General features: G+C 47.4%; 14 protein-coding genes. 1 reads left to right on the top strand and 13 read right to left on the bottom strand.

Annotation, left to right across the window (positions count from 1 at the left end; all coding sequences use genetic code 11):
- Positions 1-57 precede the first annotated feature (57 nt).
- On the top strand, positions 58-864 hold the full coding sequence (locus BLP57_RS09205) for a helix-turn-helix domain-containing protein (protein WP_015526109.1): 807 nt from the start codon (positions 58-60) through the stop codon (positions 862-864).
- 194 nt (positions 865-1,058) lie between these two features.
- Here the strand turns inward: BLP57_RS09205 and lgt are convergent, their stop codons facing one another.
- The 13 genes from lgt to priA all read right to left on the bottom strand — a co-directional run bounded on the left by lgt (position 1,059) and on the right by priA (position 15,414).
- The gene (gene lgt, locus BLP57_RS09200) at positions 1,059-2,177 is read right to left on the bottom strand and encodes a prolipoprotein diacylglyceryl transferase (RefSeq protein WP_092071165.1); all 1,119 of its coding nucleotides are present in this window, start codon (positions 2,175-2,177) and stop codon (positions 1,059-1,061) included.
- A 56-nt stretch (positions 2,178-2,233) separates the two neighbouring features.
- Positions 2,234-3,331: a redox-regulated ATPase YchF gene (gene ychF, locus BLP57_RS09195; protein ID WP_022426886.1), complete on the bottom strand. Its 1,098-nt coding sequence runs from the start codon at positions 3,329-3,331 to the stop codon at positions 2,234-2,236.
- Positions 3,332-3,476: 145 nt separating this feature from the next.
- Complete coding sequence (locus tag BLP57_RS09190; RefSeq protein WP_092071162.1) at positions 3,477-4,151, bottom strand: thiamine diphosphokinase; 675 nt, start codon at positions 4,149-4,151, stop codon at positions 3,477-3,479.
- A 2-nt stretch (positions 4,152-4,153) separates the two neighbouring features.
- On the bottom strand, positions 4,154-4,828 hold the full coding sequence (gene rpe / locus BLP57_RS09185) for a ribulose-phosphate 3-epimerase (RefSeq protein WP_015526113.1): 675 nt from the start codon (positions 4,826-4,828) through the stop codon (positions 4,154-4,156).
- 3 nt (positions 4,829-4,831) lie between these two features.
- The gene (rsgA, locus tag BLP57_RS09180; protein WP_021651619.1) at positions 4,832-5,710 is read right to left on the bottom strand and encodes a ribosome small subunit-dependent GTPase A; all 879 of its coding nucleotides are present in this window, start codon (positions 5,708-5,710) and stop codon (positions 4,832-4,834) included.
- Between the two features lie 2 nt (positions 5,711-5,712).
- Positions 5,713-7,902: a Stk1 family PASTA domain-containing Ser/Thr kinase gene (gene pknB, locus BLP57_RS09175; RefSeq protein ID WP_092071159.1), complete on the bottom strand. Its 2,190-nt coding sequence runs from the start codon at positions 7,900-7,902 to the stop codon at positions 5,713-5,715.
- Complete coding sequence (locus BLP57_RS09170; RefSeq protein WP_021651617.1) at positions 7,896-8,642, bottom strand: Stp1/IreP family PP2C-type Ser/Thr phosphatase; 747 nt, start codon at positions 8,640-8,642, stop codon at positions 7,896-7,898. The genes pknB and BLP57_RS09170 overlap by 7 nt, the downstream gene beginning before the upstream one ends.
- Position 8,643: 1 nt before the next feature.
- Complete coding sequence (rlmN, locus tag BLP57_RS09165; protein WP_015526117.1) at positions 8,644-9,684, bottom strand: 23S rRNA (adenine(2503)-C(2))-methyltransferase RlmN; 1,041 nt, start codon at positions 9,682-9,684, stop codon at positions 8,644-8,646.
- A 6-nt stretch (positions 9,685-9,690) separates the two neighbouring features.
- Positions 9,691-11,043, bottom strand: a complete 1,353-nt coding sequence (gene rsmB / locus BLP57_RS09160) for a 16S rRNA (cytosine(967)-C(5))-methyltransferase RsmB (RefSeq protein WP_092071234.1) — start codon at positions 11,041-11,043, stop codon at positions 9,691-9,693.
- Positions 11,039-11,746, bottom strand: coding sequence for a zinc metallopeptidase (locus tag BLP57_RS09155; protein WP_015526118.1), 708 nt, complete (start codon positions 11,744-11,746; stop codon positions 11,039-11,041). The genes rsmB and BLP57_RS09155 overlap by 5 nt, the downstream gene beginning before the upstream one ends.
- A 6-nt stretch (positions 11,747-11,752) precedes the next feature.
- Entirely contained in the window at positions 11,753-12,697 is a 945-nt protein-coding gene (fmt, locus tag BLP57_RS09150) for a methionyl-tRNA formyltransferase (RefSeq protein ID WP_092071154.1), read from the bottom strand.
- A 12-nt stretch (positions 12,698-12,709) separates the two neighbouring features.
- Positions 12,710-13,183 carry a peptide deformylase gene (gene def / locus BLP57_RS09145; RefSeq protein ID WP_022426881.1) on the bottom strand — a complete coding sequence of 158 codons (474 nt, stop codon included), beginning with the start codon at positions 13,181-13,183 and terminating at the stop codon, positions 12,710-12,712.
- An 11-nt stretch (positions 13,184-13,194) separates the two neighbouring features.
- Entirely contained in the window at positions 13,195-15,414 is a 2,220-nt protein-coding gene (priA, locus tag BLP57_RS09140; RefSeq protein WP_092071151.1) for a replication restart helicase PriA, read from the bottom strand.
- Positions 15,415-15,418: the final 4 nt, after the last annotated feature.

Below are 15,418 nucleotides of genomic sequence, written 5' to 3'. Positions count from 1 at the left end.
GATTATGGTATAATATGTTTCGCCAAAATATATAACATTTAGAAACAGGTGAATATCATGTCGATCTATTTCAGAAACACTCCGGTCAGTGCTCCCTTCATGTTTGAATCTCTTGGGAACCACTGGAATCAGGTTAATATCTTCCGTCCGGACGGATATCCGTATTATCATTACCTCCAGACTGAAAAGGGTACCGGACGCATTGAAGTCCGTGGAAAATTTTATACTCTCGGAGCCAACGAGGGCATCCTCATCGCCCCCGGTGTCCCTCATTCCTATCACAGGGAGTCTACTTCCTGGACCACGATGTTTGCCACCTTCACAGGAACACTGGCAGGCAGCATTCCTTCCATGACAGACAACCAGGAAGTGATCCTTATCGAAAAGGAACAAGGAGCCAGTATCCGGAAAATGATTTCTTCTACCTTGCGTAAATATCATCAGCCCACACCGGATATGAAATCTCTTTCTTCCGACTGCTATAATTTTCTTATGAATTTTACAGACTGTGCAGCTTCTCCGAAGATACAGGATAATCCTCTCTACCAGAGATATGTGATTCCGGTAATAAAAGAAATCGAAACCGGTTATCAGCAGGATATCACTGCAGCGCAGCTGAGCCGGAGCGTTTTTGTCTCTCCGCAGTATCTTTCCCGTCTGTTCCGCCGTTTTATGGGCTGCTCGGTTTACGAGTACGTTACCATGTACCGCATCAGCCGCGCACGTGAGCTTCTGCTTTCCAGACCGGATATGAAGATCCAGGATGTTGCCGGCGCTTCGGGATTTTCCGATGCCAGCCACTTTATCGCCATGTTCCGTAAAGTCACAGGCACAACTCCTCTGGATTTCCGAAAGATGTACTGATATATTCCTACTGCACAGCACAAAAACTGCCCTGCCGGAAACGTCGTAGAAGACGTTTTCCTGCAGGGCAGTTTTCTGCTGCTCTTATCAGCCAAATGCCGGTATCCTATCCTATATTCTGATCCATCAGACAAAAGCACCTGTATCCTATATCTGTTTGATCTCAGTTTCCGTAATATAATTCCAGAATACGATCAACTCTTTGGCTGGCCTCCAGATTCTTCAGAAGATCGCTCCTGCTCCTGATCTGGCTGTCCAGCTTCTTCCGTTCCTCCTGCAGCTGCTGCAAAAGTGACGCTTTCCGAAGAGCTTCCTCTTTCTTCTGTATCTCGTTCTGATCCATTTTTTTCTCCCTGTACAGTCTCTGTTTCCAGATTCTCTGCTACATTTTCCCGTTGCTGTTCCGCTTCTTTCTCTGCCTGCTGATCTTTCTCGATCCTTCTCATCCGTACTTTTGCCCGCTTTCTGGACATCACGCGTTTCACTGCAACTACCACGGTGCAAAGAACAAAAAGTATTACCGAGATCACCAGTGAAACATCCACGCCGGTTCCCGGAAACAGTATTTTATCTGTGCGGAACCACTGGAGCACTGCTCTTCCAAGACCATAGCCTGCCAGATATCTCAGAAAGATCTCTCCCTGAAATACTTTTTTGCGAAGCAGCATCATAAGCATCAAAAGCACAAGCAGACACCAGAGACTTTCATAGAAAAACAAGGGCTGTACCAAAATCCAGGTACCACCGTCCACGGTTTGAAGCTTTTCACGCATAGCCGTGGTGACCTCTCCTGCCCGTACCGCAGTCAGCGGCAGCTGCATGGAAAAAATGTTGTCTGCATATTCCCCGAAAGATTCTCTGTTAAAAAAGCTTCCCCACTTTCCTATTATCTGCCCGATCAGAAGTCCCATGCAGGCAAGATCTGCCATCTGCCAGAAGGATTTCTTTCGGATCCTGCAGTAGACCGCACCACCCAGCACACCGCCCAGAAGTCCGCCATAAAACATAAGTCCTCCGGACCGTATATTCAGAAGCTGTCCCGGATCATTTTTATAAAGGCTCCAGGAAAAAGCCGCATAAAGCAGCCTTGCCCCTGCCACACCGGAAAGCAGCGTTATGATGGCCAGATCCAGATATGCATCCGGATCTTCATGATTTCTTCTGGCTTCCAGTACCACAAAAAAGATTCCCAGAAGCATTCCTATCGCGATCAGGACGCCATAGATCGTGATCTCAAAGCCAAAGATCTCAAAGGATCTCGGCACATGATCCAAAACCAGATTTAATCCGGGAAACCGAATTGACATATCCATAAAATCACCTGTTATAATTTTTCAGCTTACAGCCGGTATTTCACAGACGTTGGTGATCACACGTTAAATCTGAATAAGATCACATCTCCGTCCTGTACAACGTACTCTTTTCCTTCCATACGTACAAGGCCCTTCTCTCTGGCACCTGCATAGGAACCGCAATCCAGAAGATCCTGATAATTCACAACCTCTGCTTTGATAAATCCACGTTCAAAGTCTGTGTGGATCTTACCTGCTGCCTGCGGTGCCTTGGTTCCGATCTTGATGGTCCATGCTCTTGTCTCATCCTCTCCTGCTGTCAGGAAACTCATAAGTCCAAGAAGGTGATAGCTTGCGCGCACCAGCTTCTCAAGGCCGGATTCTGTCAGTCCCAGATCCTCAAGGAACATCTTTCTCTCATCCTCATCCAGCTCGGAGATCTCCTCCTCGATCTGCGCACAGATCACAAATACCTCGCTGTTCTGTTTGGCAGCATATTCACGTACTGCCTGTACATACTGATTGTTCGCCCCATCATCTGCGATATCATCCTCTGCAACGTTAGCCGCATAGATCACCGGTTTTGCAGTAAGAAGATTATAGGTTGCAAGCCATGCATCCTCATCTTCGTTCTCTGTTTCCAGAGTAATGGCAAGCTGTCCCTCTTCCAGATGCGCCTTTACTTTTTCAAGGAATGTAAGCTCTTTGGCAGCTTCCTTATCCATACGTGCAGTCTTGGTAACCTTGGCAATTCTTCTCTCGAGGATCTCAAGATCAGAGAAAACAAGCTCCAGATTAATAGTCTCGATATCGCGGAGCGGATCAATGCTTCCATCTACATGAACAACATTGGAATCCTCAAAGCAGCGTACCACGTGAACGATAGCATCTACCTCACGGATATTTGCAAGGAACTGGTTTCCAAGTCCCTCTCCCTTAGATGCGCCTTTTACAAGACCTGCAATATCGACGAATTCGATCACTGCCGGTGTTACTTTTTTTGATTTATAAAAATCTCCGAGAAGATTCAGTCTCTCATCCGGAACGGTTACAACACCCACATTGGGGTCGATAGTACAGAACGGATAGTTTGCGGATTCTGCTCCGGCTTTTGTCAGTGAATTGAATAATGTACTTTTTCCTACGTTAGGAAGACCTACGATTCCTAATTTCATCTCTCTATATACGTCCTTTCGATATATTTATTTACAGTATTTTTCAGATACTCTTTAAACAGGCCTTTCCGTTTTTCAGGCCATTCCTGTCCCATATTACCATACACAGCCTGAAATCGCAACTGTGAGGCATTTATTGTTACTGTCAGTCCCTGGACATGATCATCAGAAGCTGCCCGCTTTCATACAGGATCTCTGCGGTTTCTTCCGAAATCTCATTGCTGACGGTCAGTCCACTGTCTTCTACTGTCAGATGATATCCGTTCAGCGGATACTTAAATCCCCTCAGAGTGAGGCCTATCACATCACCTCCCACAGTAAAGAATGAAACATATTTTCCAAACTGCTCCTCTCTGTGCAGTATGGTTCCGCTTTCTGCAAGTGTGATATAATTCCACTGATCTGCGATCGCAATACGAACGCCCTGTTCCTTACCCATGGAAAGCAGTCCCAGATTCGCCAGCACATGATCCAGCCTTGTGCCGGTAGCTCCCAGGATCAGGATATCCTTTGCACCCTTGCGGATCATCTGATTTACCGCAGACTGTGTATCCGAATCATCCTTCTCTGGCTTCAGCCTGATGATCTCCGGTCCCTTCAGGCTTTCCATATATTTTTGGCCTTCTTCGGAAAGACTGTCAAAATCCCCAATTGCAAGATCCGGAATAAATTCCCGGTTTTTCATAAACCATTCCATCCCCTTATCTGCAGCAACAAGAGTGATTTTCTCTCCTCGGCTTTCTTCTATTCTTTTTTTTAAAAAATCGAGGGCAAAACCATTCTGGATATTGCCCCCGCTGATTATTATTGTATCGATCATTTTCAGTCCAGCTCTTTTTTGATATTGTGGATTTTTTCTGTAATGTGTCTTACATTGGCTGCCACATCGCCCTTAAATACCCAGGAACCTGCGACCATGAGGTTTGCACCGGCACGCATAACCGTCTCCAGTGTATCATCATTGATACCACCATCTACCTGGATATCAACATCCAGCTCTTCTTCATCAATAAGCTCACGAAGCTCCTGGATCTTCTCCGTGCATTCGTCCATGTATTTCTGTCCGCCAAATCCTGGCTGAACAGTCATTATCAGCACCATATCTACATCTTCAAGAAGATGGCTGATGTCATTTACCGGTGTGGATGGCTTGATCGAAACTGCCGCCTTTACCCCTGCTGCCCTGATCTGCTCCAGTGTACGCTCCAGATCCTCACATGCCTCCGCATGTACAGTAATGGAATCTGCTCCGCATTCTACAAAATCGCGGATATATCTTTCCGGTTCTGTTACCATCAAATGTACGTCGAAAAACATGTTGGATTCTTTCCGGATCGATTTGATCACCGGCATTCCAAAAGAAATGCTGGGAACAAAATCTCCATCCATAACATCAATATGCAGATATTCAACGCCTTCCTTTTCCAGAATTTTGATCTGTTCTCCCAGTCTGTTAAAATCTGCTGATAAGATCGACGGGCACAATCGGTATTCCATGACTCAGTATCTCCTTTTCTCTTTTAATTCCTGGTGCAGCTCCAGATAATCTTCATATCGGAGTCTGCTGATCTCATTGTTCTCAAGGGCTTCCTTAACAGCGCAGCCCGGTTCATGTATGTGACGGCACCCCTGAAAGCGGCACTGTCCTTCATATCTTCGGAACTCCGGAAAGTAATCCTTCAGTTCCTGCTCCTCCATATTTTCAATATATAAGGAGGAAAATCCCGGCGTATCCACAAGGAATGTATCCTGTGCCACCGGTATGATCTGTGCATGGCGCGTGGTATGTTTTCCCCGTTTCAGCTTACGGCTGATCTCACCGGTTTCCATCTCCACTTCTTCCTGAAGGGAATTTGTAAGAGAAGATTTTCCCACGCCGGATGGGCCGGCAACCACAGTTGTCCTGCCCTGAAGCACTTCTTCGATCTCGTCGAGTCCTTCTCCCTTCAGGGCACTTGACAGGATCACCTGATAGCCGCAACTCTGATATGTTTCATAGAGAAATTCCAGCTCTTCCGTTGTTGCCAGATCTTTTTTGTTAAAACAGATGACTGCCGGAACACCTTCCCTCTCCATCATAATGAGGAAACGATCCAGAAGCATGAAGTTCGGCTTCGGATTATCCATGGCAAAGATCACCAGTGCCTGATCTACATTGGCCACAGCCGGACGGATCAGAGAATTCTTCCGCTTGTGGATCTCCGTCACACTTCCCTCCAGTTCCTTTTCATCCAGAACTGTAATGTCCACATTGTCACCTACCAGAGGCTTGAATTTATCCTTACGGAAAATTCCCTTGGCTCTGCATTCATATGTATTGCCGTCTTCTGCATATACGTAGTAGAATCCGGCAATACCTTTGATTATCTTTCCCTGCATGATCACTCAGCTTTCTTGAATGTAACCGTGTAGGTTCCAAGCTGCTGATAATCTCCGTCCATCTCTTCATAGAGATAGATAGTTCCTGAGGTAACGCCCTCAGCACCTGAGATATCAAGCTGATACGGGAAGCTGATATTCTGTCCATCAATGATAGTGGATGCCTTAGGCTCACCGTTTACGTTCTGGATCAGTTCCAGACGGATTGCGCCTCCATTGTAGCCGGACGGGGTATCCAGTGTCTGTGTACATTTCCAGCCTGTGTTTGCATTGACATCTGCTGTAGATGTAGTTGTGGATACTGTGCTGTCCGCAGATGCTGTACTATCTGCAGATGCTGCGCTGTCTGTGGATGGAGCCTTGTCACCGGAGCTGATGGTAATGCTGATCGGCTGATCCGGGTCCGCTGCCGCATAGGCTTCCGGATCCTGTGCGATAACTGTACCTGCAGCTTCTGTACTCTGCTGTTCTGTTATCTGGATATCAATAAATTTACCTAAAGTAGTAAGTGCATCATCCTTGGTCATTCCCACAACACTCGGGACCTCAGCATTATCGCCATAATCAACCCCTCGGCTGACTGTCAGTGTCACAGAAGAGCCTGCCTGCACAGAAGTACCTGCTGCCGGCTCGACATTGTAAACATATCCCGGATCTACCAATGCATATCCGTTGTCATCTGTGTCGCTGTATTCTTTCTGGACATTTACCTGAAGTCCAAGATCTTCCAGAGTCTGCTGTGCATCGATTCCTGTGCGTCCATCCAGATCCGGGATCGTAACCTGTGCTGTTCCGGTGCTTACCCAGTATTTCACAGTTGTATTGGCTTCAACCTGTGTTCCCGCAGCTGTCTCCTGACGGGAGATCCTGCCTTTTTCCTGATCGGATGCCTCCTCACCGGCCATCTGGACACCCAGATGTGCATCGTTTGCAAGTGTTTTAGCCTCTTCCTCTGTCTTGCCTACAAGATCAGGAACAGTTGCCAGACCGTCAGCTGCTGATTCCTGCTTCGCTTCTGCCTTGCTGCTGTCTGCAGCTCCGCTGCTGCCGGTTCCAAACAGTCCTGCGGCACGTCCAAGCACTACCACAAGAACGATCAGAAGGACTGCACCTCCGATCAGTGCCGCAATCGTCAGGCCTCTTCCGGAACCATGATGCTTCTTTTTCTTTCCGGATCTATGCTCGGATCTCGGTCTGTATTCTTCCTCTGCATCATCGTAATCGTTATCATCGTATTTTTCTTCCTCAAGTGCGGTGATCTCCGGTTTTGTGATCTGCTTCGGTGTATGTTTGATCTCACCAAGCTCTTCTTCTGAGATCACAACCGTCTTGGCATCGTTGTCAACTGTAGTAAGCCTTACAAAATCACCCTGGGGATCGATCAGAGAATGCTTCAGGTCTGCGATCACATCCTCCATACGGCTGTAACGACGATCTACACTTTTCTGTGTACATTTCAGAATGATCTGCTCCAGACTGTACGGAAGGTCCGGTGTATACACACTTGGCGGGACCATCTCTTCCTGCAGATGCTTGATAGCGATCGCCACAGTGGTATCTCCGTCAAAAGGAACTCTTCCTGTGACCATCTCATACAGTGTGATTCCAAGAGAATAGATATCGCTCTTCTCATCGCTGTATCCGCCTCTCACCTGCTCAGGTGAGCTGTAATGTACAGATCCCATTACATTGGAGCTGATCGTATTGGAAGATGCAGCTCTGGCAATTCCAAAGTCTGTCACCTTTACTTTACCATCTGTGGAAATAATGATATTCTGGGGTTTCACATCTCTGTGAACGATACCATGGCTGTGTGCCGCCTCCAGACCCATAGAAACCTGGATTGCGATACTTGTAGCCTCTTTAATGGAAAGCTTTCCCTTCTTGGAGATGTATTCCTTCAGAGTGATACCCTCGATCAGTTCCATAACAATGTAATAAACACCGCCGTCATCTCCTACGTCAAATACATTGACGATATTCGGATGTGTAAGACCAGCTGCCGCCTGGGCCTCACTTCTGAATTTCTTTATAAACGTGGTGTCTTCCCGAAACTCCGGTTTCAGGACCTTCACGGCAACAAAACGGTTCAGCTTATGGTCCATAGCCTTATAGACATCTGCCATTCCGCCAGTTCCGATTTTTCCTACGATCTCATAGCGCTCGGCTATGATCATTCCCGTCTTCAACATGCTTCCACCTCATTCGTGAATGGCTCTACCAGTACGACTGCAATATTATCCTTACCACCATTCTGATTTGCTTCCCGAAGGAGCGCACTGCCCTTCTGATCAATATCTGCTTCCGGATCGGATATGATCTCCTGGATCTTCTCATCTTCAACCATATTGCTGAGACCGTCTGAACACATCAGGATCGTACATCCTTTTTCAAGTTTCAGATCAAAGAAATCCACATCCACCGTTTTCTCCGCGCCAAGTGCCCTTGTAATGATGTTCTTATCCGGATGATTCCGTGCTTCCGCTTCGCTGATCTCGCCCATTCTCACCATTTCCTGTACCAGGGAATGATCTCTGGTGACCTGGCGGATTCCGTCCTGGATCACATATAAACGGCTGTCACCCACATTGGCTACATAGGCATACTGATCTACAATAGTCGCCACCACCATAGTGGTTCCCATGCCCCGGAGGTTTTCGTCTTCCTGCGCACGGTTTCTGATCTCCGTGTTCGCAGCTTCGATCGCATGACGAATAACCTTCACAGGATTGTAATCCGCATCTTCACGGATTTCATCCACAAGGATCCGTACTGCATGTGAGGATGCATAGTCACCGGCGTTATGTCCGCCCATTCCGTCCGCGACTGTGAAAAGATTAGGCAGATTTCCAACCGGACCTTCAGATGCAAACACGTAATCCTGATTCATCTTCCGCTTCTGCCCTACATCAGTAGCTGAGTATATCCTCATGTCACTTCTCGCTTTCTGTTTTTTCCATGTAACTTTTTCTTAGCTGTCCACAGGCACCGTCGATATCGCTGCCCATTTCCCTTCTAATAGTAACATTAATTCCGTATTTTTCAAGTTTTATTTTGAAATTCTCCACAGCCTGTCGAGTAGACCTCACATAGGAGCGTTCCTTGATGGGATTGACCGGAATCAGATTTACATGGCAATTAATGCCTTTTATACGGCCTGCCAGCTGTCTCGCATCTTCTTCACTGTCGTTGACGCCGGCTACAAGACTGTACTCAAAGGTGATCCTTCGGCCTGTTTTGTCAAAATAATTTCTGCAGGCATCCAGAACCTCATCCATGGAATACTTATTCGCGATCGGCATCAGTTCCTGTCGTTTTTCATCATTTGGAGCATGAAGGGAAAGTGCCAGAGTGATCTGAAGCTTTTCTTCAGCCAGATCATACATCTTCGGCACGATCCCACAGGTAGAAACCGTCACATTTCTCTGACTGATCCCAAGACCGTTTTCGTCGGTAAGGATCCGGACAAAACGGACAAGATTGTCATAATTATCCATCGGCTCACCGGTTCCCATCACAACTACATTGGCCACACGTTCACCGGTATCTGCCTGGATACGGTAAATCTGATCCAGCATCTCGGACGGTTTCAGGCATCTGGTCAGTCCTCCGATGGTAGATGCACAGAATCTGCATCCCATACGGCAACCCACCTGAGAAGAAATGCACACAGAATTTCCGTGGTGATACCGCATGAGAACACTCTCGATCACATTTCCATCTTCCAGCTGGAACAGATATTTTCTGGTTCCGTCAATTTTTGAGATCCTTACATCTGCCTGGGTCAGTGCTGTGATCGGATAAGCCGAAAGCTTTTCCCTGAGGCTTTTGGAAAGATTTGTCATTTCATCCCAGGAGGTAACCAGCTGCTGGTGAAGCCATGCATAGATCTGTTTCGCCCGGAAAGGCTTTTCACCGATCTTTGTCATGAATTCCTTCAATTCCTCCATGGTCATGGATTTTACATCTGTCATTTTCTGCTATTTCCTTCTGAATCTGGCAATAAAGAATCCATCTGTCTTATGTATTCCCGGCAGAAGCTGCAGATAGCCAAGCTTCGTGGATTTACAGTGCAGTTCCTCCGGAATATACGGATCCAGGCTTTCCAGCCGGTACGGATAATTCTTTAAAAACCATAATACATTTTCTTCGTTTTCTTCCCGGGCAATGGTACATGTGCTGAAGATCAGCGTTCCATCCGGTTTCACATACTTTGCAGCCTTATCCAGGATCATTCTCTGGAGCATTACGATCTCTTCCTGTTTCTGCGGAGTTGCCCGGTATTTGATTTCCGGTTTCTTGCCGATAACTCCATAACCGGAGCACGGTACATCCGCGATCACAATATCCGCAACCTGTTCGGAATCCGGATCATATACCGTTGCATCCTGAACTCTGGCTTCCACATTGATCACTCCGGTCCTATGGATGTTTTCTTTGATAAGATCTGCCTTATACTGACTTACATCTCTGGCATCCACATTTCCGTAATCCCCCATTTTGTCTGCCGCATGGATGCTTTTTCCACCTGGTGCAGCGCACATGTCGATGATATGGTCACCTTTTTTCGGACTTGCAGATTCCGCTACAAGCATAGAGCTTACATCCTGCACCAGGATCTTTCCCTGAAGGAAGGTCTCAAGTGTCAAAATATGATTGTAATCGGAAATCTTCAGTGCATAGGGAAGATAAGGAGCCTGTTCTACTGTCACTCCCTGAGACTTCAAACTGGTGACGATTTCTCTCAGAGACGCCTTATGAGTACGGCACCGTACTGTAATCGGTCTTTCTGTCAGAAAATCCTCCAGGATCTTCTCCGTAGTCTTCACTCCGTAGGCTGCTTTCCATTTTTCTACCAGATATTCCGGCATGGAATATTTCACAGAAAGATAACGGACTTCGTTTTCTTCCCTGGAAGGAAGCTCCAGATCACCGATCTCTCTTGCGATCGTACGGAGCACCCCGTTGACAAAGGGCTTTAGATTATAAAAACCTTTTCGCTGTGCCAGCTTTACCGCTTCATTGCATACTGCACTGTCCGGAACACTGTCCATAAATTTCAGCTGATATACCGCACTTCTCAGGATCTCACGGATCTGCGGTTTCATCTTGTTTACAGAAACCTTGGAAAAAGAATCGATGACATAATCAATATAGATCCTGTATTCCAGGGTTCCCTCACATACTCTTGTAATAAAGCTACGTTCCTGTTTCGGAAGAAACTGATATTTGGAAAGCGCATTCCGGATCGCAATATGGCTGTGCTCACCCTCCTCCTCGATCTGTAACAGGATCTCAAGGATCAGTTCTCTGGTATTTACTCCGCTGCTAATCACGATCTCTACCTCCTGCAAGGATAATCAGTCTCAGAAGCTGCAGAATAGATGCCGCCAGAGCTGCTACATAGGTAAGCGCTGCCGCTGTAAGTACTTTTCTTGCACCCTTTTTTTCATCTGCACCTAAGATACCTGTACTTTCCAGCATTTTAAGCGCTCTGGAAGACGCATTGATCTCAACCGGAAGTGTCACCAGCTGAAACAGTACTGCCAGTGAAAACAAAACAATTCCCAGAGTTACCAGCGGATCAATGGAAAAGATCAGTCCTGCGATAAACAGCGGCCATGAAAGCTGGGAACCAATATTTGCGGCAGGTACAATGGCGGAACGGATATTCAGTGGTGCATAATTGATCGCATCCTGGATCGCATGGCCACATTCATGTGCTGCCACCCCCACAGCCGCCAGAGAATTTCTTCCATAAATATCTTCTGAAAGGGAAACCGTTTTCGTTCTCGGATCATAGTGATCCGTAAGACTTCCGCGGATCGGAACTACCTGTACGTCTGTGATCCCAGCCGCTCTCAGGATCCTCTGTGCAGCTTCCGCACCGGTGATACCTGAATGACTCCGGACCTTTTTATAGACTGCAAAGGTACTGCGCAGCTTCGCGGATGCCGCAAGAGAAAGAAGCATTCCGATCACGAGCAAAAGAATCGTGGGGTCCATTCCCCATCCGTAATAACCATATCCGTACATAACTCATCACTCCCTGGAATCTCTGAACATGTCTCCTGGTTTCAACTGATATCCCCGAAGGAACGCATCCGCTTCCATGCGTTTTTTGCCTTCCAGCTGCACTTCATGGAGCACGAGTACCTTCTGGCCGCATGCTACCTGGATTCCTCCTTTGTCAGCGGCTATCACAGTTCCCGGTGCTTCCTGTGTCTGTTTTTCCAGAACAGAGCTCTTCCAGACCTTCAATGTTTTTCCATTGATAAAGGTAAAAGCGCTTGGCCATGGATCAAGGCCTCTTACCAGACGCTCCAGTTCTTCCGCATTTTTGCTGAAATCCAGAAGCCCCATTTTTTTGGAGATCATGGCAGCATATGGTGTTGGACTCTCCTCCGGCTGTTTCTCGCGGGTTGCAGTTCCGTCAAAAATGGACGGTAAAGTCTGTACCAGAAGCTCTGCACCTGCCTGTGCGAGCTTATCAAACAAGCTTCCACCTGTCTCATCTTTGGCAAGCGGAACCACGATCCTGGAAATCATATCACCGGTATCCAGACCGGTTCCCATCTGCATAATGGTAACACCGGATTCTTTTTCACCGTCGATCACCGCCTGCTGGATCGGTGCAGCTCCACGATATTTAGGAAGCAGAGACGCATGGATATTGATACATCCGAATCTCGGCATATCCAGGATGCTCTTTGGAATGATCTGCCCGAATGCCGCAACAATGATGATGTCCGGTGCAAGATTTTTCAGTTCTTCCACAAATTCAGGATCTCTTACCTTCACCGGCTGCAGTACCGGGATCCCGTATTTCAGTGCTTCTTCTTTTACAGGAGTAGGCATCATAGTTTTGCCTCTGCCCTTCGGTTTGTCCGGCTGTGTGATCACAGCCTCCACTTCATATCCGTTCTCTGCCAGTGCTGCAAGAGGCGCCACCGCAAAGTCCGGAGTTCCCATATAAATAATCTTCATAGTATCCCGCCTTTAGTCTTCTTCATCATAAGTTACCTTGTGAAGTTCTCCCTCCACAAGTTCTGTATACATTTTTCCATCCAGATGGTCAATCTCATGACAGAACGCTCTTGCCAGAAGGCCCTCTCCCTCGTAGATCTGTTCGTCCATATTTACATCAAGTGCTTTTACCTTCACATAGTTCGGACGTGTTACCTGTCCTGCCATTCCCGGAACGCTCAGGCATCCCTCGTCACCGGTCTGCTCGCCGCTTGTCTCAAGGATCTCCGGATTGATCAGCACGATCGGGCCCTCACCTACATCGATGACAACGATACGTTTCAGGATTCCTACCTGTGGTGCAGCGAGGCCAACACCCATTGCATCATACATGGTATCCAGCATATCTGTGATCAGTTCCCCGATCCTCGGTGTCATTTTGTCTACTGTCCGGGATTTTTTTGTCAGTACAGAATCCCCCTGTACACGGATTGTTCTAAGTGCCATTTTTTTCTCCTTTAATTCATATCAAATTGAATGTATATTTTCCGGAATCCGGAATTTATCTCTATATATTTCTCCAGCTTCTCTCTGACTGCTGTGAGAAAGCAGATATCCCTGTGCTTCAGATGGATCACCTGACGATAAACATCCTTTACCTTACCTACCGATGCAGCTGCAGGTCCGATCATGTGAAGCTCTTCCTTCGGACTTACCCTGCGGATAAAAACTTCTATATAATACATGGCATTTTTCAGAAGTTCTTCATCCTGGCAGGCGCCAAAAACAGTCATCATATGGGCTGCCGGCGGATAGTCCAGAAGCATCCGATACCCCATTTCTTCTTTATAAAATTTCTTATAATCCTGAATAGCCGCAGCCTGGATACTGTAATGCTCCGGCTGATATGTCTGGATCACCGCCTGCCCCGGCCGATTCCCTCTGCCGGAACGTCCAACTGCCTGAGTCAGAAGCTGGAATGTACGCTCCCCGCAGTGATAGTCATCCATATTCAGCGAAAGATCTGCTGCAATCACTCCTACCAGAGTCACATTCGGAAAATCATGTCCCTTGACGATCATCTGGGTCCCCACCAGAATATCTGCCTCATGCTTTGCAAAAGAAGCCAGGATCTTCTCATAGCTGTCCTTGGTCCTTGTGGTATCAAAATCCATTCGAAGTACCCTGGCTTTCGGGAATTCTTTTTCAATGACCTTCTCGATCTGCTGGGTTCCTGCCTTAAATCCACCAATGTGCGGTGAACCACAGGACGGACAGATTTCCGGTTTCACAGTCTCATAGCCGCAATAATGACAGATCAGACGATTGCCATTGTGTTCACTTAGAGATACATCACAGTGGGGACATTTCATAACGTGACCGCAGGCTCTGCAGGAAACAAAGCCCGCATATCCTCTCCGGTTCAGAAACAGCATGGCCTGTTCTCTTCTTTCAAGGACCTGCTCCAGATCCCTCTTCAGCTCCAGACTCAGTACCGAGCGGTTTCCTTTCTTTAATTCTTCCCGAAGATCCACGATTGATACCTGTGGAAGAGGCCTTTCCTCATAACGTGCGTTTAACTTTACCAGAAGATATTCTCCGTCACAGGCATGACTGTAGGCTTCCAATGACGGAGTGGCTGATCCCATGACCACACGGGCATGTTCCATTCGTGCCCTCTCAATGGCAGTCTCACGTGCATGGTACCTTGGCGTATTCTCACTTTTGTAGGTGGGTTCATGCTCTTCGTCGATAACGATCAGTCCCAGATCTGAAAACGGTGTGAACAGTGCAGATCTGGGTCCTACCATCACCTGGATCTCACCACGTTTTGCTCTTTTGAACTGATCATAACGTTCTCCCTGGGAAAGTCTGGAGTTCAGAACCGAAACCTTATCTCCGAACATGGCATAAAAGCGCCTGACTGTCTGATAAGTAAGCGCGATCTCAGGGATCAGCACGATTGCCTGTTTTCCCTCCTCCAGTACCTCCTGGATCAGGCGCATATAAACCTGGGTCTTTCCGCTTCCGGTCACTCCGAAAAGAAGTGCAGGCCTTGGGTCCGGCTCCTGCCATTCCCGAAAGATCTGCTCTGCCGCCAAAAGCTGTTCCTGGTTCAGACTCAGTTCCATGTTCTCCTTCACCAAGCCGAGCCCCTCGGGAATGCGATACATTTCCTGACTTTCAATAGTTATCAGACCTTTTTTCTCAAAAAAATCAAGAACGGAAATGCCGGCTCCAAGCTCTTTGGAGGCATAGGTATAATCTAGGCTCCCGGCCTCCAGGATTGCCCGAAGGAACCGCTCACGTGCTTTAAAGCGGCTGCCTTCCAGCTTGCCAAGAAGTGCCTGCCCCTCTTCCTTTTTCCCTGTAAAAAGAATCAGTCTTTTCTCTTTTGCACGGACCTTGTCTTTTACAGGCAGAACTGTTTTCAGTGCCTGGATCATGGTGGAGCCATAGGTCTCCTTCATCCAGGCCGCAAGTGCGATCAGCCGGGATTCTGTTGTCTCACTGTCTGTGGACACTCCCCGAATCTCCTTGAGCTTTGACGCATCATATTTTGCCGTTCCGGAGATCCCGGTCACATAGCCTTTCCGAAGGGTATTTCCCTTTCCGAAGGGCACTGTGACCACAACTCCAGGTTTTATTGCCTGCACTAGTTCCTCAGGTACACGATACTGAAAATCCCGGTCCAGTTTTTCATGGGAAATATCAATGATCACATCTGCATAGATCATCCAT

Source organism: Blautia sp. SF-50 (genome assembly GCF_900101315.1).
In the GTDB taxonomy this organism is placed as follows: domain Bacteria; phylum Bacillota; class Clostridia; order Lachnospirales; family Lachnospiraceae; genus Blautia_A; species Blautia_A fusiformis.
This window is presented reverse-complemented; position numbering and strand designations above follow the sequence as displayed.